At 40.0% G+C, this 25068-nt stretch carries 20 protein-coding genes and 1 other RNA gene; 9 read left to right on the top strand and 12 right to left on the bottom strand.

Annotated features, from left to right (window positions below; all coding sequences use genetic code 11):
• Positions 1 to 491: 491 nt before the first annotated feature.
• On the top strand, positions 492 to 1598 hold the full coding sequence (locus WAO84_RS14380) for a glycosyltransferase (protein ID WP_340066656.1): 1107 nt from the start codon (positions 492 to 494) through the stop codon (positions 1596 to 1598).
• Positions 1599 to 1715: 117 nt separating this feature from the next.
• Here WAO84_RS14380 and WAO84_RS14375 read toward each other — a convergent pair whose 3' ends face one another.
• The 4 genes from WAO84_RS14375 to WAO84_RS14360 form a co-directional block, all read right to left on the bottom strand.
• Positions 1716 to 3101, bottom strand: a complete 1386-nt coding sequence (locus WAO84_RS14375; protein ID WP_340066654.1) for a M16 family metallopeptidase — start codon at positions 3099 to 3101, stop codon at positions 1716 to 1718.
• 13 nt (positions 3102 to 3114) lie between these two features.
• A complete protein-coding gene (locus tag WAO84_RS14370; RefSeq protein WP_340066653.1) occupies positions 3115 to 4482 on the bottom strand; it encodes a M16 family metallopeptidase in 1368 nt (455 codons plus the stop codon).
• Positions 4483 to 4617: 135 nt separating this feature from the next.
• Positions 4618 to 5199, bottom strand: coding sequence for a MiaE family protein (locus tag WAO84_RS14365; RefSeq protein WP_340066652.1), 582 nt, complete (start codon positions 5197 to 5199; stop codon positions 4618 to 4620).
• A gap of 50 nt (positions 5200 to 5249) precedes the next feature.
• On the bottom strand, positions 5250 to 7013 hold the full coding sequence (locus WAO84_RS14360; protein ID WP_340066651.1) for a DNA polymerase III subunit gamma/tau: 1764 nt from the start codon (positions 7011 to 7013) through the stop codon (positions 5250 to 5252).
• 167 nt (positions 7014 to 7180) lie between these two features.
• Between WAO84_RS14360 and rnpB the strand changes: the two genes are divergently transcribed.
• An RNA gene (gene rnpB / locus WAO84_RS14355) (RNase P RNA component class A) lies at positions 7181 to 7478 on the top strand.
• Here rnpB and rsmD read toward each other — a convergent pair.
• From rsmD to WAO84_RS14340, 3 genes are read right to left on the bottom strand one after another with little or no spacing between them, the layout of a single operon-like run.
• Complete coding sequence (rsmD, locus tag WAO84_RS14350) at positions 7476 to 8021, bottom strand: 16S rRNA (guanine(966)-N(2))-methyltransferase RsmD (RefSeq protein ID WP_340066649.1); 546 nt, start codon at positions 8019 to 8021, stop codon at positions 7476 to 7478. The genes rnpB and rsmD overlap by 3 nt on opposite strands.
• Positions 8018 to 8842 (bottom strand): DUF3822 family protein, encoded by an 825-nt coding sequence (locus WAO84_RS14345; RefSeq protein WP_340066647.1) that lies wholly within the window; start codon positions 8840 to 8842, stop codon positions 8018 to 8020. The genes rsmD and WAO84_RS14345 overlap by 4 nt, the downstream gene beginning before the upstream one ends.
• Complete coding sequence (locus WAO84_RS14340) at positions 8820 to 9470, bottom strand: hypothetical protein (RefSeq protein WP_340066645.1); 651 nt, start codon at positions 9468 to 9470, stop codon at positions 8820 to 8822. Before WAO84_RS14340 ends, WAO84_RS14345 begins: the two co-directional genes overlap by 23 nt.
• 114 nt (positions 9471 to 9584) lie before the next feature.
• Here WAO84_RS14340 and WAO84_RS14335 point away from each other — a divergent pair, with 114 nt between their 5' ends.
• The 7 genes from WAO84_RS14335 to WAO84_RS14305 all read left to right on the top strand — a co-directional run bounded on the left by WAO84_RS14335 (position 9585) and on the right by WAO84_RS14305 (position 20407).
• Positions 9585 to 11012 carry an ATP-dependent DNA helicase gene (locus tag WAO84_RS14335; protein ID WP_340066658.1) on the top strand — a complete coding sequence of 476 codons (1428 nt, stop codon included), beginning with the start codon at positions 9585 to 9587 and terminating at the stop codon, positions 11010 to 11012.
• Positions 11013 to 11043: 31 nt separating this feature from the next.
• Positions 11044 to 11610: a DUF4126 domain-containing protein gene (locus WAO84_RS14330; protein WP_340066643.1), complete on the top strand. Its 567-nt coding sequence runs from the start codon at positions 11044 to 11046 to the stop codon at positions 11608 to 11610.
• A gap of 44 nt (positions 11611 to 11654) precedes the next feature.
• Positions 11655 to 12383 carry a 3-deoxy-manno-octulosonate cytidylyltransferase gene (gene kdsB, locus WAO84_RS14325; RefSeq protein WP_340066642.1) on the top strand — a complete coding sequence of 243 codons (729 nt, stop codon included), beginning with the start codon at positions 11655 to 11657 and terminating at the stop codon, positions 12381 to 12383.
• The gene (locus WAO84_RS14320) at positions 12380 to 13072 is read left to right on the top strand and encodes an HAD family hydrolase (RefSeq protein ID WP_340066641.1); all 693 of its coding nucleotides are present in this window, start codon (positions 12380 to 12382) and stop codon (positions 13070 to 13072) included. The genes kdsB and WAO84_RS14320 overlap by 4 nt, the downstream gene beginning before the upstream one ends.
• Before the next feature lie 136 nt (positions 13073 to 13208).
• Positions 13209 to 14288, top strand: a complete 1080-nt coding sequence (locus WAO84_RS14315; protein ID WP_340066639.1) for an iron-containing alcohol dehydrogenase family protein — start codon at positions 13209 to 13211, stop codon at positions 14286 to 14288.
• Positions 14289 to 14345: 57 nt separating this feature from the next.
• Positions 14346 to 14885, top strand: a complete 540-nt coding sequence (locus WAO84_RS14310; RefSeq protein WP_340066637.1) for a 1-acyl-sn-glycerol-3-phosphate acyltransferase — start codon at positions 14346 to 14348, stop codon at positions 14883 to 14885.
• A gap of 299 nt (positions 14886 to 15184) precedes the next feature.
• A complete protein-coding gene (locus WAO84_RS14305) occupies positions 15185 to 20407 on the top strand; it encodes an InlB B-repeat-containing protein (RefSeq protein WP_340066635.1) in 5223 nt (1740 codons plus the stop codon).
• Between the two features lie 711 nt (positions 20408 to 21118).
• Here WAO84_RS14305 and WAO84_RS14300 read toward each other — a convergent pair.
• From WAO84_RS14300 to gcvT, 5 genes are read right to left on the bottom strand one after another with little or no spacing between them, the layout of a single operon-like run.
• Positions 21119 to 21829, bottom strand: coding sequence for a YebC/PmpR family DNA-binding transcriptional regulator (locus WAO84_RS14300; protein WP_340066633.1), 711 nt, complete (start codon positions 21827 to 21829; stop codon positions 21119 to 21121).
• Between the two features lie 59 nt (positions 21830 to 21888).
• The gene (locus tag WAO84_RS14295; protein WP_340066631.1) at positions 21889 to 22176 is read right to left on the bottom strand and encodes a 4a-hydroxytetrahydrobiopterin dehydratase; all 288 of its coding nucleotides are present in this window, start codon (positions 22174 to 22176) and stop codon (positions 21889 to 21891) included.
• Between the two features lie 26 nt (positions 22177 to 22202).
• Positions 22203 to 23030 (bottom strand): sugar nucleotide-binding protein, encoded by an 828-nt coding sequence (locus WAO84_RS14290; RefSeq protein WP_340066629.1) that lies wholly within the window; start codon positions 23028 to 23030, stop codon positions 22203 to 22205.
• A gap of 3 nt (positions 23031 to 23033) precedes the next feature.
• Positions 23034 to 23951, bottom strand: a complete 918-nt coding sequence (locus tag WAO84_RS14285; RefSeq protein WP_340066628.1) for a glutaminase — start codon at positions 23949 to 23951, stop codon at positions 23034 to 23036.
• A gap of 3 nt (positions 23952 to 23954) precedes the next feature.
• Entirely contained in the window at positions 23955 to 25028 is a 1074-nt protein-coding gene (gene gcvT / locus WAO84_RS14280) for a glycine cleavage system aminomethyltransferase GcvT (protein WP_340066657.1), read from the bottom strand.
• Between the last annotated feature and the right edge of the window lie 40 nt (positions 25029 to 25068).

The raw sequence follows: 25068 nt of genomic DNA, 5'->3' as shown, positions 1-25068 counted from the left end.
ATACATAAAAACAAACCATCATTGCTATGTTAGTAATAACCGCCATACGTATATGTAAGCATTAGCCACAATATGAAATGAGTACAGAATTAGTACCAAAAGCTTTTTAGAAAAACACCCCTTTTTACCTTCCTTTTTAGACCAGCAAAAACCAATAAAACCAACAAAACCAAAAAATGAAAACTTGAACATCAAATAAAATTGGTTTAGTTTTGAAAATAAAGTATTGCAAGATCCCAAATGCACCATATTCAAATCATTAAGAAAAATAGTTGAAAAGAAAAAATAAGGCAGTGATCCCGATTGAACAACTGCAGGTATTTTTTTTAACAATGTATAACCATAATAACTTCATATGCAACTGCTCCCCAATCCCTGTCTGCCTGCAGGCAGGCACTCAGAAGTGCAAAAAAGTAAGTACTTAACCAAAAAACAGTAACTTAAAACCCGTAACTGCCATATACGAGAATATTTGGCTATACCATAGAAAAATGAGAACCTATATCATATCTACCAGTGCTTTTGGCAGGGCCATCCCAAATTATTTTCGGTATCTGGCCGAACACCTCGATAATAGAGGACATAAAGTTATTATTGTTTTCGACCAGAACCATACCTACATAAACCCTACAAGTTCTATTACTTACAAAACGTGGCCAAGTAAGAGACCAACAAGATTTAAAGACGTCATGTTCTTTATATCTCTTATCAAAGAGTTTAAACCAGATGTGATCATCGGGCAGTTTGGTTCTACAAACATAAACTTAGTGGTTGGTAAATTATTTCGTGTACCCAATAGAGTTATCTACTGGCATACCATGTTCCATCAACTTAGAATTGATGTAACCGCCAATAAAGTCAAGACATCTCTTCAACATTGGGTTAAAAGAAACCTTATAGAGTACTGTTGCACATTGGTTATGACAAATTCAGAAGCCACAAAAGCAGATTTAATTAAAGAATATAAAATTACAAACAAAGTTTTGGTTTTTAACTGTTTACTTCCAGACCCCATTAAAAATAATACCATTAAAAATAAAAATGAAAGAGAACTGGCCATTTCATTTGTGGCAAGGTTAGATAAAAGTAAAGGTCACGCTAAGATTATCAACAGTATTCCAGATCTGCTTACTTTTTTCCCAGATATGAAAATATATATAGTAGGAGATGGAAAAGAGCGTACAAACCTAGAAAAACAATGCCGGGATTTAAAAATACAGGATAACGTAGTATTCACAGGGTTAGTTAACCTTAAGACAGTTTACAGTTACATGGAAAATTCATTAATACATATTTCAGCAAGCGAAGAAGAAGCTTTTGGCCTGGTTAACGTAGAGGCACTTGCAACCGCAACCCCAATACTTGCCAACCAAGTGGGAGGTATAAAAGAGATAGTATTAGAAAATAAAAATGGGTTCTTTTTAAAACCTCACCAAAAAGGTAGCTTAAAACATCTGGTTCGCAGCATTATCAATAATTGGGAATTTTTCTCAAAAAACTCCAGACAGTCATTCTTAGACAGGTACATTGCAAATGAAAAAAACATTAGCGCACAAATAACCAAGTTAGAAAAGGCACTTTACCCCAAAAAAGCATAAGCCCTATAATGTGTGTTTTTTCTTTTTCATGTATCTATCAAAACTCATGGGGTATATATTTACAATAAAAAACCCCGTAACCAGAGTTACGGGGTTTGTATTTTAATAAGAACAGAATTAGTCCTTCAACTTATTCTTATGCTCTTTTAATTGTTCTTCCACCTGCTTTTTATCACCCACTACCACAAGCGTCATTTTATCAGGTTGAATATATTTTTGGGTCATTTCCTGTATTTGTTCCGGCGTTACCGCATTAATATTCTTTACCAGGTTCTTAAGGTACGATTCATCCAGCCCGTGAATATCCAGAAAGTTAAGTTGCCCTATAATACCGCCGGGGGTAGAGTTTTGAAGTACAAATAAGCCCGACTCATATTTTTTAATACCGTCCAGTTCTTCTTCAGTAGGAGGTTCATTCTGTAATCTAATGATCTCATTGTTGATCTCCTGCAGGGAAGCTCCCGTAAACTCAGTAGTTACATCAGCTCTTTCTGCCCAAATGGCACTTCGGTATCTGCTGTCTATAGAACTGCTGGGGGAGTAGGTATATCCCTTATCTTCACGAATGTTACTTGTGATCCTGGAGCCAAAAGACCCACCCAGTATAGAATTGGTAACATCCAGTGCTACATAATCAGGATGTGAAGGATCAACTACCGGAAGTCCGTAGAGTATGGTAGACTGTGGTGCGTTGGGCCGGTCTATTACCTGAACGCTGGGCACCGCCGAAACGGTAGCTGCAGGATACTGGTTTTCAGGGCCCTTCTTCCAGTCTTGAAAAGCATCGCGTACCGCTTTTTCTACCGCAGTTTTATCAAATTTACCCGCTACATATACAGTGGTTCGTTGTGCGCCTACATTGGCATCATAAAACGCTTTTACATTTTCAACCTGGTAGCTGTCAATCATTTCAACCGAAGGGAAAACTCTTCCATAGGGATGATCGGGATACAGAGTACTGAAAAAACTGGCACGTGCCTGAGATTGCGGATTGGATAAGGAAACGGTAACATTTCGCTTAATGTTGTTTTTAAGTCTTTCTACCTCGCTTTCGGGCCATCCCGGGTTTCTCAAAACATCAGCTATTAAAGAAATGGCATCGGGTGCAAACTCATAAAGCACCGAACTTCCCAAAGAAAGGTTGTGATTACTTACCGAAACTCCGAGATTACCTCCCATACCGGCCATTTTATCGGCAATTTGCTTGGCATTCAAAGAATCGGTCCCTTCCTGCATTAGATCTCCCATTAAGTCACATAACCAAACCTGATCTTCTTTCTCATGTATATTACCCGTTTTTACTATAACATTAATAGTTGCTTTAGGGATACTTCCGTAGGGTATCATAACCAGACGAAGGCCGTTGTCAAGCATTACTACCTCTTTTTCAGGTAATGTAAAATCCTTAGGCTCGCCACCCGGGGGAGGAAGCTCTTTTTCCTGCGCATGAAGTGCCGTACCTGTGAAGATACTTAGTAGTACTAAAATGAATATATTTTTCATAATGCAAATTATTTTATTGATTGGCCAATGGTTTTACCGTGAGTATAGTTCGGTTGGTTTTCCTTAGATACTCGTTAATGGTATTATTAATGATCTCCGGAGTAATGTTCTTAAACTCTTTTTCAAGATCGTTTATACGTGCGGGATTATCATCAAATAAGGCAAAACTGCATAAGAGATCTGCACGTCCCAATCCAAAGGTACCTCCCAGTTCATCATACAGATTAGAACGTATTTTTACAAGTGCATTATCAAGCATTTCCTGAGTAACTCCATTTTGTGAAAGACCCTCAATAACCTCATCTACAGAAGCTACGATCTCATCTCGTGAAGATTCATCATCATACGTAAGGTTAAACATCCATAACATGGGGCCTTTGTAGTTAAACATATTACCCAGATAGTTGATGCCGCCTCCTACGAAAGAAGTAAATCCTTTTTCATTACGCAGTTTTTGCGTTAACAAACTATTGTCTCCCTGAAGAAGGATCTGATCCAGGAGCCCCATGGCATAATATTCGGGAGTATTGCGTTCCGGCATATGGTAGGCTAATGCAATAGCAGGTTTATTGGCCAGAGAATCTATTTTTACAAATTCTTTTTGCTCTACCTGTTTTGGTTCAGAAATATCGGGTTGCTCCGGTAGTTCGGAAGCGGGGATATTCCCAAAGTATTTTTGTATCCACTCTTTGGCCTGCTCAGTCTCAAAATCACCAACTATGGCCAAAGCTGCATTATTGGGAGCATAGTAAGTTTTGAAAAAAGCAGAAACATCTTCAAGGGTAGCAGCATCGAGGTCTTTGAGATCTCCATAAAAATTATGTGCATTGTACCAGTTGGTATTGGCGTATTGCGGCATGTCCAGCCAGGGGAAACCTCCGTAAGGCCTGTTCAGTACGTTTACTTTTACTTCATTTTTAACCACGCCCTGCTGGTTGGTAAGGTTTTCCTGGGTAATATCCAGCCCTTTCATACGGTCTGCTTCTGCCCATAACATGGTTTCCAGTTTATGAGAGGGTACGATCTCAAAGTAATTGGTAAAGTCAAAACGGGTAGAGCCATTCAAGACACCTCCGTTTTTTTGTACCAGTTGAATAAATTCCATTTTTCCCAGATTCTGTGAACCCTGGAACATCATATGTTCAAAAAGGTGTGCAAACCCTGTACGGTCTTTGGGCTCAATCCGGAATCCGATGTTGTAATACACGGCAACAATAGCTGTAGGTGCGGTTTTATCCTGAGATAGAATGACTTTTAATCCGTTATCCAGGGTATAGTAATCTACCGGTACCTGAAACTCCGAAGAGTCTTTTTCTTCTTTTTCTTTACCACAGGAAACCAGTAGTAGCGAAAAGAAGAATAGAATGATTCTTGACTTCATAAGTATTTGATTGATTTTATAATTTTTCGAAGATAAAATAAATAACGGGTTATAGTTAAGAAAAACATAACTAATCCGTAAATTTTATGATAAAATTAAGGGAATAAGGTTAGCCTTTTGCTAATATATTCCGTATTAGCCATGCATGGTTTCTTTTTTGCCCAGGTCTTTCATAAGCTCTGCTTCAAAACTTAAAAGGGCCTGCCACTTTTTGTCAACCTCTTCCCGGTTGCCATACTCTCTGGCAAATTTAAGGAACATGGTGTAGTGGTTGGCTTCACTGGCCATGAGGCTCCGGTAAAAATCTGCAAGTTCTTTATCGGCAATATTTTCAGAAAGCAACCGGAAACGCTCACAGCTTCGTGCTTCAATAAGTGCAGCATATAGTAAGCGATGTACCAACATGGTGGTGCGGTTACCACCCTTAGGGAAAAAGGTCATTAAAGCACGCACATATTCATCTTTTCGTTCTCTGCCTAAAACCCAACCCCTTGCCAGTATTTTATCATGCACCATTTTAAAATGGCTCATCTCTTCTTTTGCCAGTGCGGTCATGGCCTTTACCAGTTCTGTATGCTCGGGGTAGGTAACAATCAGAGAAATGGCAGTGCTGGCTGCTTTTTGCTCACACCATGCGTGATCTGTCAATATTTCTTCTATGTTCTTTTCTACTATATTTACCCATCTGGGGTCGGTGGGAAGTTTTAATCCTAACATATTAATTTAATTTATGACCTTTCTTGAAAAACGGTTTGATAAACGGCGGCTTATATATCCAGATCAAATGTTTTGCGAAGTACGTCTATTTGAGGGTTTTTTTCTCTTAACTTCTCATATTTTTCAATGGGTGTGAACGCATATTTCTTGGCTGTCGTTTCATTAACCGAGATCTCGAGCTCTATTTTGTGATTGTTAAGGGTGTCTTTAAGATATTCCATTAGCGGATAACTCTCCCTTTCAATCTCTTTTTTCATGGTTTCATTGGGGAGTTCGATCCAGATGATATGGTTTTCTTTTAATTTGGGTGTATCGGCAGACAGGTTGGAGGCCATGATCTTTTTCCCCTGCTTATCCAGTTGGGCGACATACAATTCCCAGGTATTCACCAGTTTTTCTTCAGTAAAAGTGTCTTCCGGAAGCTTCTTTGTTTGTACAGAATGGTTAGCACGCTTGTTTTTCTCAAATTCTTTTTTGGCGCGGATACTGGAGAGCGAAAGCCCTGAAACTTTTTTACCCAGAGGCGGGGTCTCTTTTTTAGTTGTATCTGAAAACCGGCTTTCTGAAGGAAACATGGGCTCGGGCTCGTTTACGGCAACGGGTTGAGGCTTTTGTATGTATTCTTCTGTGTGGGTTTCAGGAGTTTTTACGGCTGCTTCCAGACTATTTTCAGCAGGTTTTGTCGTAGTGTGGTAAACGGGTACTTCTGTAAAATGGGTACTTGGGATTATGTACTCGTTGCTATTTTTTTTTTCTCCGTTAAAAGTAACGGAGGCAAGTTGCATGAGGCACAGTTCAACCAGCAGGCGTTGGTTTTTACTGGTCTTATAATTAAGGTCGCACTCATTGGCGAGCTCTATGCATTTTAGCAATATGGGAATATCTGCTTTTTTAGACTGCTCTCTGTATTTTTCGGCCGTTTCTGAGCTTACATCCAATAGTGAAAGTGTGGCCTCGTTTTTACAAACCATCAGATCTCTGAAATGAGTGGCCAGCCCGGCAATAAAGTGATGACCGTCAAAGCCGTGTGAGAGGGTTTCGTTAAAGTCCAGCAGTAATTGCGGGATATTATTCTCAAATATGAGATCTGTGGCCCTCAGAAAGGTATCATAATCGAGTACATTCAGGTTTTCTGCAACTGCTTTTCGGGTGAGTTGTTTCCCCGAATAGCTTACTACCCGGTCAAAAATAGAGAGAGCATCTCTCATAGCGCCATCGGCTTTTTGCGCGATAATATGAAGTGCATCATCTTCTGCTTCTATACCCTGTTGTTTTGCAATATAGGCAAGGTACTCTTTTGCATCCTTAATCGTGATCCGTTTAAAGTCGAATATCTGGCATCGGGAAAGAATAGTAGGTATGATTTTGTGCTTCTCGGTAGTTGCTAAGATAAAAATGGCATGCTTGGGAGGTTCTTCCAGGGTTTTAAGAAAGGCATTAAAAGCTGCCTGGCTCAACATATGCACCTCGTCAATGATATATACTTTGAACTTTCCGGTTTGTGGAGGTATGCGTACCTGATCTATAAGGCTTCGAATATCATCTACTGAATTATTAGAGGCCGCATCCAACTCAAAGATATTAAATGCAAAATCTTCATCGGGTGTTTGGGTACCGTCCTCATTGATCTTTTTAGCGAGAATACGTGCGCAGGTAGTTTTCCCCACGCCTCTGGGGCCGCAGAACAGAAGGGCCTGTGCAAGATGATTGCTTTCTATAGCATTTAATAAAGTATTGGTAATGGCCTGTTGCCCCACAACATCTTTAAAAGTTTGCGGACGATATTTACGGGCCGATACTATAAAATGCTCCATTAATACGTTTTTGATATGTATTGAACAGGTACTGTTGCAAAGATAAAAATTGATACTATAATTAAAATGGGGCCGGGTATAATTTATGGGTAGTTATTAACAATGTAACCGGGAAGAGTATTAAGAATACATAAACATTTATCCCGTATTATATTTTGTATCTTTGCAGGGCAGGCTGTCTTATCGCTTTTGCTTTTGCAAAGGAGGAAAGTCCGGACACCAAAGTGCAGTGTAGCGGGTAACACCCGTCGCCCGTTTTTCGGGTAGGACTAGTGCAACAGAAAGTATGTACAGGTAATGCTGTAGTGAAATCGGTAAACTCTACACGGTGCAACGCCATGTAAACCGGCGCTTTGAGAGTGGCACGCTCAAGCCGGAGGGTAGGCGGTTAGAGATGCCTGGTAACAGGTATCCCAGATAAATGATAAGACTCGACAGAATCCGGCTTACAGGCCTGCTTTTTTATTTTTTGATGTTTTCAAAGAAACTGAACATGCTCCCTCCGTACTTTCTGGCATACGCGAAGTTAGCTATTTCGTTTAGTTGTGTATGTTTGGAATGTTCAAGAATCAAATATCCGTCTTTCTTTAAAAGCTGTCTTTCAAAAACCAGGGTAACGATTTTTCCCATAAGCTCTTTGTCAAAATCATAAGGGGGATCTGCAAAAATTATATCATAGGTAGCTGTTGTTTTGGAAAGATATTTCAAAGCATCACTTTTTATCGCAGATATGGGCATATCCAGGGCCTTACTGGTTTTTACAATAAATTGTACACAACGGTTATGTATATCTACCGCAGTTATTTGCTGTGAACCTCTTGAGGCAAATTCATAACTTATGTTGCCAATACCTGCAAAAAGATCAAGAACGGAGAGCTCTTCAAAACTGTAGTGATTAGTTAAAATATTAAAGAGTGCTTCTTTGGCAAAATCGGTGGTAGGGCGTGCTGGCAGGCCGGAAGGTGCTGTGATCCTTTTTCCTCTGTATTTTCCTGAAATGATCCTCATGAAAATGCCTGTCTCATTACAAAATCAGAATGTGTTCCTTCTTCTTTTACAGAGTCATCCAGAGCATACTTCTCAACAGGCTCATAGAAAGATACATTTCTAATATATTTATAGGCGTATGCATAGGTAGAGCCAGATTCGTCAATGGCTCCAAAAAGTCGTAATTCAAAAGTATCGGGATTGAGATCTAATTGTTCTGCTGTAAACAGGAGGTAGTAAATAAAATCTTCGGGAGTGGTATAGACAAAAGAATTAAAAAAAACCAGTTTACGATCTTTAAGCACCAGAATCTCAAAATGGTTGGTATTCATATGTGCATACATCACCGGAATACTTTCTGAGCGTTCCCTGAGAAAATGCGTGGTAACCAGTGTAGCAGAGTGTTTGTACTCAAAGGGGCCAAACCTATCAAACAGATAGTTGTTTACATTCATGTAGGGTACATATACATTAATGATCTCTGAGTTCTCAATTTCATCAAATGATATTACATCATTTTCCAGTATTTTGATATTGAACTTGAGATAGTCTGAGAGGTGATCTTTGTTAAAGAGCGGTTTGGGTACAAAAGCAGAAAGCTCATTACTGTGAGTTACGTGTAATCTTTTCAAAACATCCAACGGATAAGTGTCCAGTGTACTTTTTAAAAGACCCAGTAATGCTTCGGGACCCGATTTTTGTTCTAAAGAATGGTGTTCCCGGTGAATGATCTTTTTTGATAGTGTATCAAGAATACAAAAAGAAAGTCCACTCAAGCTTACCTGAATGGACAGTTCATTGTTAGTTAAGTCGGGTATTTTAACGATTCTTTTTTGCGTCATAAATGGTTGGCCAGTTACCATTTGTACTTACTTCAGAAAGGGAACCTACAATTATAAAAGGCCCGTTTACTTCATCAACTGAGACCATTTCGTTTTCCTGCTTTCTGAGATTTTGAGGTTGGTCATACAAAACCACATCTTTGGCTACTTTGGCTTCGAAAACGGCCGCTTTGTATCCTTCTTTATCCAGAATGTTGGCTTTCATTTCAAACTTTTCATTGTTTGCTGCAAAAGGAACATTCATAAGTGTCTTATATCGGTCAGAATTTTTAAAAAGTGAATCTTTAACCGGCACAAACCCCAGAGTATCAATTATTTTTACCTCTCTCAACATATCAATTTTATATACATTATCAAACTCCATGTACGAGGAGTCTCTCTGTTGGGTAATGGTAAAATCTGCTGTATCTACAAACCGGACAAGGCTTTCAAAATCGTTAGCAAATTTTCCGGTAACGTTTCTGTAAGCTTCCTGTGCATCCCTGATATCCTTTAGTTTTGCAATTACCGCTGCATAACGTTCCTGTTTCACTTTTTTAAATTCGATAGGCTCTCTAACGGATTTATATATCATGTAAGCAAAGAAAAAACTGAGTAACCAAAGAACGATCTGAATGGCTGTTTTCATTTGAGTAATTTTGAATTAGATTATAGTGGTTTAGGCAAATCTACAATTTTTTTTTAATGCTAAAACTATTTGACCTTAAAAAACATCATTAACTTTGAGTCATATTACAGCTTCATGAATGCACCTACATTTTACAAGATACTTATTGATAAATTTCCGCATGAACCTACCCGAAAACAAGATGTAGTGCTACAAATGCTGGCAGATTTTTTACTTTCTGATCGCAGTGATGCACTGTTCGTAATAAAAGGTTTTGCAGGAACCGGGAAAACTACCATAATTGGAGCCATTGTAAACAATCTATGGAAAACTACCATGAAATCTGTTTTGCTGGCCCCTACCGGTCGTGCTGCAAAAGTAATAGCAGGCTATTCGGGCCGTACCGCTTTTACTATTCATAAAAAGATATATTTTCCTAAGAAGCAAAAAAACGGAGGTGTAAGTTTTGTTTTACAACCCAACAAACACCGAAACACGGTTTTTATTATAGATGAAGCATCTATGATCTCAGATCGGCAAAGTGATTCAAAGCTTTTTGAAAATGGCTCGTTACTGGATGATCTAATTCAGTATGTATATTCGGGACATAAATGCAAACTTATTTTTATTGGAGATACGGCACAATTACCTCCGGTGAACCTCTCATTGAGTCCGGCACTGGAAGAAGCAAACCTTGAACTCCAGTACGCTAAAAATGTGGTACATGCAGAACTGGATGAGGTGGTGCGTCAGGCTCAGGATTCCGGGATCTTATACAATGCTACCAACCTTCGGAAAGAGCTTCAAAATACGTATTCACAGATTTTTCGTTTTCAGCTTTCAGGCTTTGACGATATTATAAGGCTTATGAGCGGTGCTGAAATACAGGATGCCATTGCCGATGCTTACAGTACTTTGGGTACAGAAGAAACTGCCATTATCGTACGGTCAAATAAAAGAGCCAATCAGTACAATCAACAAATACGGAGCCGTATTCTTTTTCTTGATCAGGAACTGGCACCGGGAGATTATCTTATGGTGGTTAGGAACAATTATTTCTGGTTAAAATCTAATTCTGAAGCGGGTTTTATCGCCAATGGCGATATTATTGAAGTACTGGAAATTTTTGCCTTCAAAGAGCTATACGGTTTCCGCTTTGCAGAGGTAAAAGTGCGAATGGTTGATTATCCCAATCAGCCTGCTTTTGAAACTGTACTGCTTCTGGATACTCTCACGGCCGAAACACCGGCTTTATCCTATGAAGACGGTAACCGCCTTTACCAGGAAGTCATGAAAGATTATGAAGGGGAGAGTTCAGGATACCGCAAATTCTTAAAAGTGAAGAACAATTCCTTTTTTAATGCCCTACAGGTAAAGTTCTCATACGCAATTACCTGTCACAAATCACAGGGAGGGCAATGGCATACCGTTTTTATAGAGCAGCCCTATGTACAGGACCCAACCGATAAAGAATACTTAAGGTGGTTATATACGGCACTTACCCGGGCTACCAGTAAACTGTATTTAATAGGGTTTAAGAGTGATTTTTTTGTTGACGAATAAATAGTAACTTAGCAGGAAAGGGCTGTTTATAATGACTTCAGAAACAATTATAAGTATTTTTTTAGGAATAGGTCTTGCCGCTTCTTCGGGTTTTCGGGTATTTTTACCACTTTTTGTGTTGAGTCTGGCCGCTTACTTTGACCTCTGGACCCTTAATGCCAATTGGCTTTGGCTGGGCAGTACGACAGCCGTTATTACTTTTGGAGTAGCAATGGTATTCGAGATCTTTGCTTATTACATACCCTGGTTTGACAATTTACTGGACACCCTGGCCATACCGCTGGCTGCTATAGCAGGAACAGCGGTAATGGTATCTACCATGGCAGATCTAGACCCTACCGTTTCCTGGACACTTGCCATCATCGCTGGGGGAGGTACTGCTTCTGCCATTAAAGGTGCTACATCAGTTACGCGGCTTACGTCTTCTGCCACCACAGGAGGCCTGGCAAACCCTCTGGTCTCTACAGCAGAAACCGGTACTTCGGCTGTGGTAGCTACAGCCTCTGTTTTTACACCCGTTTTGGCGGTAATACTGGTAATAGGTATTCTTTTTCTTGTTTTTCTTTTCTATAGAAAAATACGCCCACGCAGAAGCTGAAAATCCGTTTGTAAATCTTATTTTTGACATTTATTTGACTTTTTATGAAAGTTATTTCAATGATACCTGCCCGTTATGAAGCATCACGTTTTCCGGGGAAACTTATGCAGGACCTGCATGGTAAAACAGTAATTTTACGCACCTATGAGGCCACTGTAAATACCGGCCTTTTTAGTGAAGTGTATGTGGTAACAGACAGCTCGCTAATTTTTGATGAGATTACCAATCATGGCGGTCAAGCGATCATGAGCCGGCAAACTCACGAATGCGGAAGTGACCGTATAGCAGAGGCAGTTGCAGATATGGAAGTAGATATAGTGGTAAATGTTCAGGGTGATGAGCCTTTTACAGAGGCCGAAAGCCTTCGCAAACTTCTCACAGTTTTTAAAGAAGATAAGGACCGCCGTATAGACCTGGCTTCGTTAATGACCCCTATAAATGATCCTGAAGAGATCAATAACCCGAATACAGTGAAAGTAGTGGTAGATACCAATGGGTTTGCTCTGTACTTCTCCAGGGCACCTATTCCGTATCCGCGTGCAAGGAATACCGGAGCCACCTATTACAAACACAAAGGCATATATGCTTTTAGAAAACAGGCACTGGTAGATTTCCCCACTTTACGCATGATGCCCTTAGAAGCTACCGAAAAAATAGAAGCGATACGGTATCTGGAATACGGACGTAAAATAAAAATGATAGAAACTGAAGTGACCGGAATAGAAATCGATACTCCGGAAGACCTGGATAAAGCTAAAAAGGCTATGTTATGAATTATAATGGAATCAATGTTATAGGTTTTGATGCAGATGATACGTTGTGGGTAAACGAAACCTATTTTAGAGAGGCAGAACACAGGTTTGCAAGACTCTTAAGCGCTTATGAAACGGAAAATAAGATCGATCAGGAGCTTTTTAAAGTAGAGATTGATAACCTCAATCTATACGGTTTTGGTATCAAGGGGTTTACGCTTTCCATGATCGAATCGGCTATTGACCTTTCAAATGGTAAAATACCGGTAAGTACCATTTCCGAGATCCTTTCTATAGGAAAAGAAATGATCGATAAACCGGTAGAACTCCTGGACGGAGTGAAAGAGGTGCTTGAAAGCCTGTATGAAAAATACAGGATCATCCTCCTTACTAAAGGGGACCTGCTGGATCAGGAACGTAAACTGGAAAAATCCGGACTATCTAAATATTTTCACCATATCGAAGTATTGAGTGATAAAAAAGAAACGAATTATTCTAACCTTCTGGAGCATCTGGAGATCCCGGTTTCCGAATTTCTTATGATAGGGAATTCTTTAAAATCAGACGTGCTTCCGTTGGTAAATATAGGGGCCAGAGCCATACATATTCCTTTTCATACCACCTGGGCACACGAAACGGTTTCTCCACATGAAGAAAACGGATCGTATCATACGCTAACCTCGATTAAAGAGGTCCTGAATTTTTTATAAGGAGTGAATGTGCGCAAACAGTTGTATATCGTATTCTGCCGGATGCATCAAGATACCCGCTTTTATGCAGGTAACAGGTTCCTTTTCAAAGTTTTAAGTGATAGATAAATGAAAAAATACAGATTAAGTCTTAATAATGAAGTATAGAAATTTTCCGATGGTACCCAGGGTTATGTTTGGCAGGGGAAGTTTTGAGCACTTGCACGAGATCTTGCTTCCCATGCGCAAAGACGACGTGGCTCCTTTTATATTTTTAATAGACGACGTATTTGAAGACAGGAGTACTTTTTTATCAAAGATCCCCGCTATTTTTAATGATCGTATTATTTTTATTTCGGCGGCAGAAGAACCAAAGACCGATCAGGTTGATGAACTGGTTACTTACATAAAAAACAACATTGAAAAAAAGCCTCTGGGGATCCTGGGAATAGGAGGAGGTACCGTAATGGACCTTGCTAAGGCAGTAGCTATTATGCTCACCAATGAAGGGAAAACCGACAGTTATCAGGGATGGGACCTGGTAAAAAAACCGGCATTGTATCATGCAGGTATCCCAACCATTAGCGGCACCGGGGCCGAGGTATCCCGAACCACCGTTCTAACCGGTCCCCAAAAAAAACTGGGTATTAACTCTGATTATACTCCTTTTGATCAGGTACTTTTAGATCCTGACCTTACCTCAGGAGTACCCAGAGAACAATGGTTCTATACAGGAATGGATTGTTTTATTCACTGCGTTGAGTCTCTTAACGGCAGTTTTCTCAATACCTTTAGCCAGAGCTACGGAGAGAAAGCATATGACCTTTGTCTAGATGTATTCTTGAGTGATCTTCCACAGGAAGAACTCAGTGATAAGTTAATGATGGCTTCCTGGCACGGAGGTATGAGCATTGCATACTCGCAGGTAGGTGTGGCACATGCTCTTAGTTACGGACTCTCTTTTATGTTTGGTATAAAACATGGAGAAGGAAATTGTCTCGTTTTTGATCATTTAGAAGCATTTTATCCCGAAGGTGTTTCTGTTTTTAAAAGAATACTCGAAAAACAGGAAATTAACTTACGAAAAAACATATGTAGTACCCTCAGTGATCAAGGTTTTAATAAGATGATAGACATTGCTTTAAGCTTAGAACCCCTGTGGGAAAATGCAATAGGGAAAGATTGGAGAAAACAAATTACCCGTAGCAAACTTCGTGAAATTTACGAAAAAATATAACTCGCCAGAAGTTTCAGCAATTCCAAGGGTCATTAAATACTGAAACTTTTTTATGGAATGAAAAAATCTATTTACACATATATATTTACCAAACTGTTGGGCTGGAAAATACCCAGTACTTTTCCATCTATTAATAAATGTGTAGTTATTGTGGTGCCTCATACCAGTTGGCACGACTTCTACATAGGGGTGCTGGTACGGGGTATTTTAGGCATACAAATTAACTTTGTGGGTAAGAAAGAGTTGTTTACCCCTCCTTTTGGCTGGTATTTCAGGTGGATGGGAGGGACCCCTTTAGACAGAACTTCCGGACAAAATAAAGTTCAGGCCATTGCCTCCCTTTTTGAAAAAAGGCCCGAATTCAGACTCGCCCTTGCACCGGAAGGTACCAGGAAACGCGTAAAAGAATGGAAAACCGGATTTTATTATATTGCTAAACAGGCCGGGGTTCCTATTGTTATGGTAGCTTTTGATTTTGGTAAAAAAGAAGTGAAAATAAGCGCACCTTTTTATCCCGGAAAAAACAAAGAAGAGGACTTTGCTTACATGCGGTCTTTCTACAAAAATGTAGTAGGTAAAGTGCCGGAAAATACCTGAATAACTGCCAACAGGGAGTTTTGAGCAGTATTTTTTAAGTATCGCACCACTCAGATCTTAAAAATCGTATCGCACCATACACATTTTTATATATGCCAGTTAGTTTATGAATTATACAATCCCCACCTTTTTATTTAATTGTCTTTTAGTGAATATGTGTCAGAGAATTTGAGTTAAAAAATCCCCATTCGCGGTGATAAAAAAATGATTTACTACATTTGAAATGATTCTTACCTTTATACTATGTATTAGTTTTCATTTAATACAAGTTTTTTGTGGCTCTAAATCTTATTTTATTTATGAAAAATTGTAGCCTGTTTACCCAATTTCAATGGTTACGTATCAAGTGTATTTTACTTTTTGTGCTACTTGGGTTTACCCAGATAAGTGCTCAGTTTTCCGGAGGTAATGGTACTTACGAGTCTCCTTATGAAATAAGTGATCTTACCAACTTACAATATCTTTCCGAACACGAAGACTACTGGGATCAACACTTCATACTCTCCCGTGATATTGATGCTTCAAATACCATAAACTGGAATGGGGGACTGGGGTTTTCACCCATAGGAGATAATTTAAACGGGACCAGGCAGCGGGTAGCTTTTACCGGTACTTTTGATGGTCGAGGGCATTCTATTTCCAATATATATAGCAATCGTCCTAATGAGTCTTATGTAGGTTTGTTTGGTGCCCTGGAAAGAGCTACCGTAGAAAACCTCGGGCTACACTCTATTTCGGTTACAGGGGATAACAATGCCGGAGGACTGGCAGGCGTGATTTCAGATTCAAATATCCGATTTTGTTTTGTGACAGGAACGGTAAATGTCCGTAACCAATCGAGTATTGCCGGAGGATTAACAGCCATGATTGTTAGATCTCATGTAAGGGAATCGTATGCAATGGTTAATGTTTTTGGAGTAATAGCAGGGGGTTTTTCTGGTTCGCTGCAGGATGCGACCGTGGCAGACTGCTGGGCGGGCGGGTCTGTAGATGCTGTTCAAATTGCGGGTGGTTTTTCAGGGCTTTTAAATACCGGAAACCTTGAGAAGTGTTATGCTATAGGACGGGTAACCGCGCCTCTTAGCGGTGGTTTTGCAGGTTTTAGAAATGTAAATGGTACTATAGAAGACTCTTTTTTTGATAGGAACAGCACCGGTCAAACACTGGGGGTAGGACAGGGAGATATTCTGGGAGTAACCGCCCTGGATACTTCGGGTTTTTCCAATACACAGCAATTTACCAATGCCGGATGGGATTTGCAGGCTGTTTGGGAGATAGGTGTGATTACAACAATTGATAATATAACCAGACCCTATTTAAAAATGCAACTGGCTCCACTTTTTGTACAGGTACAGGTACGACCACGACCTGCAGCTTCAGTTACAGGAGCAGGATACTACAAGAGTAATGATCCCGTAACTTTAAAATACGAGATCAATCCGCGTTATACTTTTCAGGGCTGGGAACTGGAAGGTACTCTGGTCTCTACCGCAAATCCGTATTCCTTTCCCGCTTCTGGGAATCAAAACTATATTGCTGTTTTTACGGAAAATCTTGCTTTTGAAGGAGGAAGCGGTACGGAAACAGATCCCTATCAGATCGCTACTCTGCAACAGTTACAGGATATTCATACCATACCTTCATTACGAACGCAACACTTTGTACTCATAGCAGATATTGATGCTATGATATCCAAAACCTGGAACCAGGGAAAAGGTTTTCAACCTATTGGTGATGAATCATACCCTTTTACAGGAAGTTTTAAAGGTCAGGGACATCGTATTGTAAATTTGTACATAAACAGACCACAACAAAGTGCGACGGGGCTTTTTGGTTATACGCAAAACGCGAGTATTTCCGAGCTGGGACTTGATGATGCCAGTATTACAGGTAAAGATTATACGGCAGGTATTGCAGGCCTTGATAAGGGAGGTTCTCAAATATCAAGATGTTATGTGACCGGCTTGATCATTGGTAATAGCAGTATCGGGGGGATTATGGGAAAAGGAACTAATAGTAATGTAGAAAACACATATAGTCTGGCACGTACGTATGGAAAAGACACAGTAGGAGGCATCATTGGGGCAATTGAGGGCAACTCATTTGTGTTTGAAGTGTATGCCGCTGGCCGGGTACTGTCCGATCGTACTTCGGGAGCCATTGTAAGCTATAGAGACAATAATACCTCAATAAGAGGAATATATGATCGCAATACCACTAATCTAAATAAAGGCACTAATCAGGGCGATCGCGGAACTACCGGCTATACAAGTAATTTCTTTTCCATTCCCCTAATTGTGAATACTCATTTTGATATGGTAAATGACTGGCAATTGGCGTATGGAAGAGATAACATTAAAAGGCCTATCCTAAAATGGGAAACCCCATTAACTATTCAGTTTTCCAGTGATGGTCCTGGTACGATTAACAGAGAAGCCGTTGAACGTATTTTGTCCGGAAGTGATTTTCCTCCAATATCGGCATACCCTGATCCGGGCCATACATTTAGTCACTGGCTTGACGAAGATACACAAGAACAATGGACAAGTAACCCGCTTAACATCAATCAAGTAGATCGCAATTATAATTTAAAGGCAATATTTACGCCTACTAACGGAAACCGAAACATAACTATTAAAGTAATCAATACCGTTCAAGTACCCTTAGGCGATGCTCTGGTAGAATGGAATGGAGATCTCTTTAAAACCGATCCCAACGGGATAATAGAGCTCACCAATGTAGCAGATGGTAATTATAACTATACGGTAACACAGTTTAGATACCTTCCTTATCACGGTGCTCTGGAAGTTAATGGTAATGACGCTACTATTGAAATAGTCTTATTATCAGGATATACTTTTACAGACTTTACCTGTGATTTTCTGGTTACCGATGGCCCGACCCCGTTGCCTAACGCCCAGATTATTATAGAGGAGCAGGGTAGTACCCCGGTTACATATACTACAGATAACCTGGGAGAATATCGTTTTACCGGTAATGGTAATTTCATTTATACGGTGAAAGCTTCGGGATATGAATCCCAAACAGGTACTTTTTCGCTTGTTTCAAACAATACTTTTAAAAGAATAGCCCTCAAAAAGGCTTATAATCTGCAACTTACCCTTACCGATGGGACTAATGTATTACCACAGGCAGAGGTGATTTGTCAGGGCACGACCTATAGGGCAGATAATCAGGGAGTGGTTCGCCTGGAAGAACTCCCCTCAGGAACATATAACTTTACGGTCTCTGCCCCGGGATTTCCTTCCACACCTCACTCCAGTGTAATAAGTGATCAGGATGTGTATGAGACCATTACACTAACGCCTCCCGCCGGGCCCTTACATACCGTAACCTTTAGAATAACCGATGGTTTACGTCCTATTCCGGGTGCGGGGATACTTATATTTCAGGCATCCTCTTTCCTTGGTGAAACTGCCAATTCACAGGGGGAGATCAGTTTTCAACTGGAACAAGGTACATACACCGTTAGGGCATTTGCTGCTTTTTACAGTGCGGTTGAACAAAACTATACTATTACAGGTGATACAGTGGAAGAGGTAGTACTCTCAGGTTCTACGCAATCTATTAGATTAGGTATAGCAGATGGTAACGGTATAGCGATTTCTAATGCCAATATTGAGTATTATGGACGAACTCTAACCACAAATACCAGTGGAGATGCCATTATTCATGATCTGGTAACAGGTACTTCTTATCAATTTACCGTATCTGCTCCCGGTTATTTAACAACGAGTGCTACTATACTAATAGACCCCATCGTTACCTATTATGAAATTCTATTAAGTAAACCTGGTGAGGTATTATTTGAATGTAGTGACGGCACACAACCATTGGCGGGAGTTCAACTAAATTTTAACGGGAACATTTACACTTCTGATACTCAGGGAGAGATACGAATTACCGACCTTTCCATAGGGAACACATACCGTTACCGAACCGAAACAGAAGACTATTATCCCATTACAGGGGAGATCACGCTGTCACAGGATGTATATACGGAAACGTTGATTTTATCTAAGAAAGAAAATTATTTTCAAGTAACTTTTGAGGTAGTTGATGCCTTATCATTACCTATTGCCTCTGCTGAGATTAATCTGGAAGGGAAGCCCTATTTTACAGATCTAAACGGCAGAACAGCAGTTGAAACCCTGCCAGACGGTCGCTATCCCTATACCGTAAATGCGTCTGGCTTTTTGACAGAAAGAGGTGCATTAAGCATATCTGGAAATACTGTAACAGAGGTGGTAGTACTTCGATCTACAACTCCTTTAGATTTTACCATCTCCGGAACCGTAAAAGATAATCAGGGTGATGCTCTGGTCAATACCCAATTAAACGGATTTAGTACAGCAGTGACTACCAATGCCAACGGAGAATATACTGCTTTGGAGGCACAGGGCTGGTCGGGTGTTATTACCCCGTCACTTCAGGGATATACTTTTTCACCGGTTTCTATTGAGATAACGCATCTCCGGGCAGACACAACGAGGAATGATTTTATAGGAACTCCGGTGAGCACTGATCATACTATTTCCGGAGTGGTACGTGATGATCAGGGAGCTTTGCTGCCTGATGTAACGATCACGGGTTTCAGCCAGGCAGTGACTACCAATGCCAACGGAGAATATACTGCTTTGGAAGCACAGGGCTGGTCGGGTGTTATTACCCCGTCACTTCAGGGATATACTTTTTCACCGGTTTCCATTGAGATAACCCATCTCCGGGCAGATACAACGGGGAATGATTTTACAGGAACTCGGGTGAGCAATGATCATACTATTTCCGGAGTGGTACGTGATGATCAGGGAGCTTTGCTGCCTGATGTAACGATCACGGGTTTCAGCCAGGCAGTGACTACCAATGCCAACGGAGAATATACTGCTCTGGAGGCACAGGGCTGGTCGGGTGTTATTATCCCGTCACTTCAGGCATATACTTTTTCACCGGTTTCTATTGAGATAACGCATCTCCGGGCAGACACAATGGGGAATGATTTTACAGGAACTCGGGTGAGCACTGATCATACTATTTCCGGAGTGGTACGTGATGATCAGGGAGCTCTGCTGCCTGATGTAACGATCACAGGTTTCAGCCAGGCAGTGACTACCAATGCCAACGGAGAATATACTGCTTTGGAGGCACAGGGTTGGTCGGGTACTATTGTTCCTGTATTAGAAAATTATGTATTTCTACCACAGGATATTTTTATAAGTAATTTGAGTGAAGACCTTCGACAGGATTTCACTGGCAGGAAAGCTTTTGGAATGCGTGTTTTCCCGATGCCTTCTCACGATGGCTACTTTATAGTGAGTTTGCCGAAAAAGCAATATATGGAACAGATACAGATTTTCACCTTATTAGGAAATCAGGTACTTCAGGCAGATATCAATGGGGAAATGGATATCTATACAGTTGAGAACTCATTACCCGCTGGTTTCTATGTGCTTGTTCTTACTACAAAGGATAAGATATATGAACAAAAAATACTGATTAATTAAAGGGGCTATTTTTTGTTTTTCCATATTTATAAATTTTTTATGTATCCCAGTATTTTGCTGTTTTATACATTACATGGTTCCTGTTTGATGCGTTGAAAACACTTATGAGCCCTGGTTTTAGCAGGCATAAAAACAGCCGGGGTGCGTTTTCCAGGGTTAGTTTCTGTGCGCCCGGTTACTTTTTCATCATCAAACGTATAAATATACACTCAAGTCCAAATCATGATAGTTAGGGACAAGCTATGTTAAGAGTGACAGACGTTAAGTATCTTCTATTTTGGTTGAAGGAAATGCTAAATTGTTCTTCTCTTAAACGGTGGCTTACTTTGGTATCATTGAGAACGCACAATTAAAAATAGTACATGATCTTCTGTTGTGATATGAGAGCTACCCGAACCTGATGCTTTTTCTACAGGAGAAGGTCTCCACCATTTGCCATCAGGATAATAAGCCCATGCCAGATGTACTTTATATTAATTTTGATCTTTTCTGGTTGAAATAGTACTTCGTTGGCAATTTCATTAAGAGTACGCCTCAGCTTTTTTCAGGAAAGCGTACTTTTTTCATAAACCTGTTTTCGAGTAAAGAGAAATACAGTTGAAAAGTGCAACACTTTAAGTGAATTTTACTGCTATTGAAAACAAAAGAAAGTCCAGTTACTACCTTTCAGGATAGGTTTTCTTTTTGTGATCTCAGGTTCCTGAGATATCACTATTCCTGCAAGGAATGATATACGTTTTGTACATCATCATCTTCTTCCAGCATTTCCAATAACTTTTCAACCTCGGCGGTTTGTTCTTCATTTAGGGTTTTGGTTACCTGTGGAATTCTTTCAAATCCGGAAGACAGGATTTCTATATTGCGATTTTCCAGTTCTTTCTGAATGGCCCCAAAACTGGCAAAAGGTGCGTATAACATTATACCATCATCATCGGTAAAAACCTCTTCTACACCAAAATCTATAAATTCCAGCTCGAGTTCTTCGGGATCAATACCATCCGGATCGACACGAAAGTTGCAGATATGGTCAAACATGAACTCTACAGAGCCACTGGTTCCGAGATTGCCATTACACTTATTAAAGTAGCTTCGCACATTTGCTACGGTACGATTGTTATTATCGGTAGCGGTTTCTACCAATATGGCAATACCGTGAGGGGCATAACCCTCAAAAAGTACTTCTTTATAGTTTTGGGTATTCTTATCACTGGCTTTTTTAATGGCACGTTCAATATTTTCTTTAGGCATATTGACGGCCTTGGCATTTTGAATAATCGCTCGTAATCTCGAATTACTTTCAGGATTGGGCCCGCCTTCTTTCACCGCAATTACAATGTCTTTACCTATTCGGGTAAAGGTTTTGGCCATTGCTGACCACCGCTTCATTTTTCTTGCTTTTCTGAATTCAAAGGCTCTTCCCATACAGTATTCTATTTTAACTGAACAAATGTAATTAAATTGGGATATTTTTAAAAAGCAATTTATTCGCTTTCTATAATATTCTCGATTACCTGAGCCAGGTCAAAATCTTTTTGCGTTACCCCTCCGGCATCATGAGTAGAAAGGCGTATGGTAAGGGTATTGTAAACATTGCTCCAGTCTGGATGATGTTGCATGATCTCAGCTTCGAATGCTATTCGGGTCATAACCGAAAAAGTGTCTTTAAAATCAGAAAATTCGAAGGTGGTTTCAATGGCATTCTCCTTGTATTCCCAGCCTTCAAAGCTTTTTAGCTTTTCATCGATCTGTTGTGAGGTGAGTTTTTCCATGAATTTTTTCTTTATTTTTTTAAAATCTATGAATAGTTACGTAAAGGTAAAACACTTTCATCAATTACTTCATAACTATTTATCTGAAGGTGTTTTGGCAATAAACTATCTTTAGGCAATACAGCCAGAAAACGATCCTGATTGGAGGTATATACTTTTTTAAAAAGTGGTTTTACAAACCCCAGTTTATGAGACAGCTCTTGTATAAATTCGTCATGATGTACCAGATCGTACGTACCCAGATGAAAAATCCCATCTTTACTTCTGTTAATAATATAGTGAATTTGTTGTGCCAGTTTACTGGCTGTGGTAACGTTCATAACCAGATTGGGAAACACTTCATAAGCGTTCTTTTGAGTTAAGAAGGTTTTAAGCTCTTTTATTCTGGGAGACTGTGATCCAAAAACCATAGGCAAACGGGCAATTACGTATTGTTTTTGAGGAAGCCTTAAAAACAGGTTCTCAGCCTTGATTTTGACTTTTCCATAAATGCTCTCTGATAATGTTTTGTCAAACTCGTATGAAGGGTAGTTTGAAAAAGCATCAAAAACATTGGCAGAAGAAAGAAAGATTATTTTACAACGACTTTGCTTGCTATATTGTGCGAGTTCCTGATGGAGTTCGGTCTGAGCTTCAAAATCCCCGCGAATGCTGGAGATAATATGAGTAGGGTTTAGCCTTTTTAAAATGGGTTCCAGCCCTTCTGTCTCCATATCAAACCTCAAAAAATGCTGATTCTCAACAAAAGATTTATTGGAAAAGTAAGTACCATAAGTAGGCATGTACTGACAGAGTTCTTTGTAGAGTGTGTACCCTATAAAACCACTGCCTCCTAATATGAGTATTCTGTTCAAGATCTAGAATATTGAATAACCGGTTTGGGTGGTAAATAGCTCCAGGGCCTGCATACCCAGTTTTGAGTTGCCTTTTGGGTTGAGACCCGGTGCCCAGGTAGCAATACTGTATTTACCGGGATGTACGGCAACAATGCCACCGCCTACACCACTTTTACCGGGTAGTCCTACTTCAAAGGCAAACTCACCGGCTTCATCGTAAAAACCACAGGTAAGCATTATGGCATTGATTCTTTTTACCTGATTAACAGAAAGGTAGGGGCAGTTGCGAAGGCATTTTCCTTTGTTTATAAAAACACAAAAAGCTTTGGCGAGCTGCCGGCATGACATGGCAATGGCACATTGATAACAATAAAAATCCAGTACCTCATCAACATCGTTTACCAGGTTGCCAAATGATCTTAACAAATGTGCAGCAGCAGCATTTCGGTGTCCTGTTCTTTTTTCAGAAAGGGCTACCTTTTCGTGATAATGTATATCATGGTCGCCTGTTAAGGTCCTAACAAAATCTAAAAACTGACTTTTAGGAGAGTCCAAACCTGAGATGAGGATATCTGAAATAACCAGCGCTCCTGCATTTATGAACGGATTTCTGGGAATACCCTGTTCAAGTTCTAGAAGTGAAAGGAAATTAAAAGGATTACCAGAAGGCTCAACGCCTACGCGCTTCAATATTTCATTCGTATTATTTACCATACCGGTAGCCTGAATAAGACTAAATACTTTAGAAATACTTTGTATGGAGAACTTTTCATCTACCGCTCCTGTATGATATTCGGCTCCGTCAAGCATCTGCAGGTACATACCGAATTTGGTAATATCTATTCCTGATAACTCTGGGATATAAGAGGCAACGGCTCCTTTGTTTTCTTCTTTTTGTATGCTTGAATGAATGTTGTTAAGAACCTTCTGGTAGTTCATAACTCAACTCTTTTTATAAAAAGGGGGCTTCACTACGGTAGCAGGTACATCATTCTTACGGATTCGAATAGCAATGGCACTACCCGGCATTGAAAATGCCACAGGTACATATCCTAATCCAATTCCCTTTTGCAGGGAAGGGGACATCGTACCGCTGGTCACTATGCCAATTACCTGTCCTTCCTGATCAACTATTTCATATCCTTTTCTGGGAATACCTCGTTCAGTAAGTTCAAAACCTACCAGTTTTCGGCTTACGCCTTCTTCTTTTTGTTTTTTAAGAGCCTCTGAGTTGGTAAAATCTTTTGTGAATTTGGTGATCCACCCCAATCCGGCTTCCAGGGGAGAGGTCTGGTCATCTATATCATTCCCGTAAAGACAAAACCCCATTTCCAGTCTTAAGGTGTCACGCGCTGCCAGGCCAATAGGCTTTATATCCAGTTTTGCGATAGCATCCCAAATAACCTGGGCATCTTTATTATGGCAATAAATCTCAAAACCACCGCTTCCCGTATAACCGATATTGGAAATAATGACATGCGCAACCCCTGCAAAGTCTCCTACTACAAAATGGTAATATTTTATATCCTGCAAATTCACAGAGGTAAGCGACTGCAATAAGCGCGTAGTTTCAGGACCCTGAACGGCCAACAAAGAAAAGTCGTCAGAAATATTGACAAGTTCTGCATTCATGGTGTTTCGCTCACTTATCCAGTTCCAATCTTTCTCTATGTTAGAAGCATTTACCACAAGTAAATATTCTTCTTCCTTTATTTTGTAGATGATCAGGTCATCAACAATACCCCCATCCTCATTGGGAAGACAACTGTATTGTGCCTGCCCTTCAATAAGCTTGGACGCGTCGTTGCTGCTTACTTTTTGAATAAGAGCCAATGCATTGGGGCCTTTAACGAGAAATTCACCCATATGACTTACATCAAAAATACCTGAGCTTTTTCGTACGGTTTCATGTTCAATATTCACTCCTTCATATTGTACGGGCATATTATATCCTGCAAAAGGAACCATTTTAGCGCCTAAGGCAATGTGTGTTTCAGTAAGTGCGGTATTTTTCATCATGAACTTTTTAATTTTTAATTAATTTGAACAGGCCCGT

It is taken from the genome of Ascidiimonas aurantiaca (genome assembly GCF_037646345.1).
In the GTDB taxonomy this organism is placed as follows: Bacteria; Bacteroidota; Bacteroidia; order Flavobacteriales; family Flavobacteriaceae; genus Ascidiimonas; species Ascidiimonas aurantiaca.
The sequence above is the reverse complement of the archived record's forward strand: the minus strand, read 5'-3'. Positions and strand labels throughout refer to the sequence as shown.

Coding starts and splice junctions, on each gene's coding strand:
- WAO84_RS14330 (WP_340066643.1), top strand. CDS start 11,044: ATGACTTCAGAAACAATTATAAGTATTTTTTTAGGAATAGGTCTTGCC.
- kdsB (WP_340066642.1), top strand. CDS start 11,655: ATGAAAGTTATTTCAATGATACCTGCCCGTTATGAAGCATCACGTTTT.
- WAO84_RS14360 (WP_340066651.1), bottom strand. CDS start 7,013: ATGGAGCATTTTATAGTATCGGCCCGTAAATATCGTCCGCAAACTTTT.
- WAO84_RS14365 (WP_340066652.1), bottom strand. CDS start 5,199: ATGTTAGGATTAAAACTTCCCACCGACCCCAGATGGGTAAATATAGTA.
- WAO84_RS14305 (WP_340066635.1), top strand. CDS start 15,185: ATGAAAAATTGTAGCCTGTTTACCCAATTTCAATGGTTACGTATCAAG.
- WAO84_RS14380 (WP_340066656.1), top strand. CDS start 492: ATGAGAACCTATATCATATCTACCAGTGCTTTTGGCAGGGCCATCCCA.
- WAO84_RS14375 (WP_340066654.1), bottom strand. CDS start 3,101: ATGAAAAATATATTCATTTTAGTACTACTAAGTATCTTCACAGGTACG.
- WAO84_RS14370 (WP_340066653.1), bottom strand. CDS start 4,482: ATGAAGTCAAGAATCATTCTATTCTTCTTTTCGCTACTACTGGTTTCC.
- WAO84_RS14340 (WP_340066645.1), bottom strand. CDS start 9,470: ATGAAAACAGCCATTCAGATCGTTCTTTGGTTACTCAGTTTTTTCTTT.
- gcvT (WP_340066657.1), bottom strand. CDS start 25,028: ATGAAAAATACCGCACTTACTGAAACACACATTGCCTTAGGCGCTAAA.
- WAO84_RS14295 (WP_340066631.1), bottom strand. CDS start 22,176: ATGGAAAAACTCACCTCACAACAGATCGATGAAAAGCTAAAAAGCTTT.
- WAO84_RS14345 (WP_340066647.1), bottom strand. CDS start 8,842: ATGACGCAAAAAAGAATCGTTAAAATACCCGACTTAACTAACAATGAA.
- rsmD (WP_340066649.1), bottom strand. CDS start 8,021: ATGAGGATCATTTCAGGAAAATACAGAGGAAAAAGGATCACAGCACCT.
- WAO84_RS14285 (WP_340066628.1), bottom strand. CDS start 23,951: ATGAACTACCAGAAGGTTCTTAACAACATTCATTCAAGCATACAAAAA.
- WAO84_RS14320 (WP_340066641.1), top strand. CDS start 12,380: ATGAATTATAATGGAATCAATGTTATAGGTTTTGATGCAGATGATACG.
- WAO84_RS14310 (WP_340066637.1), top strand. CDS start 14,346: ATGAAAAAATCTATTTACACATATATATTTACCAAACTGTTGGGCTGG.
- WAO84_RS14335 (WP_340066658.1), top strand. CDS start 9,585: ATGAATGCACCTACATTTTACAAGATACTTATTGATAAATTTCCGCAT.
- WAO84_RS14315 (WP_340066639.1), top strand. CDS start 13,209: ATGAAGTATAGAAATTTTCCGATGGTACCCAGGGTTATGTTTGGCAGG.
- WAO84_RS14300 (WP_340066633.1), bottom strand. CDS start 21,829: ATGGGAAGAGCCTTTGAATTCAGAAAAGCAAGAAAAATGAAGCGGTGG.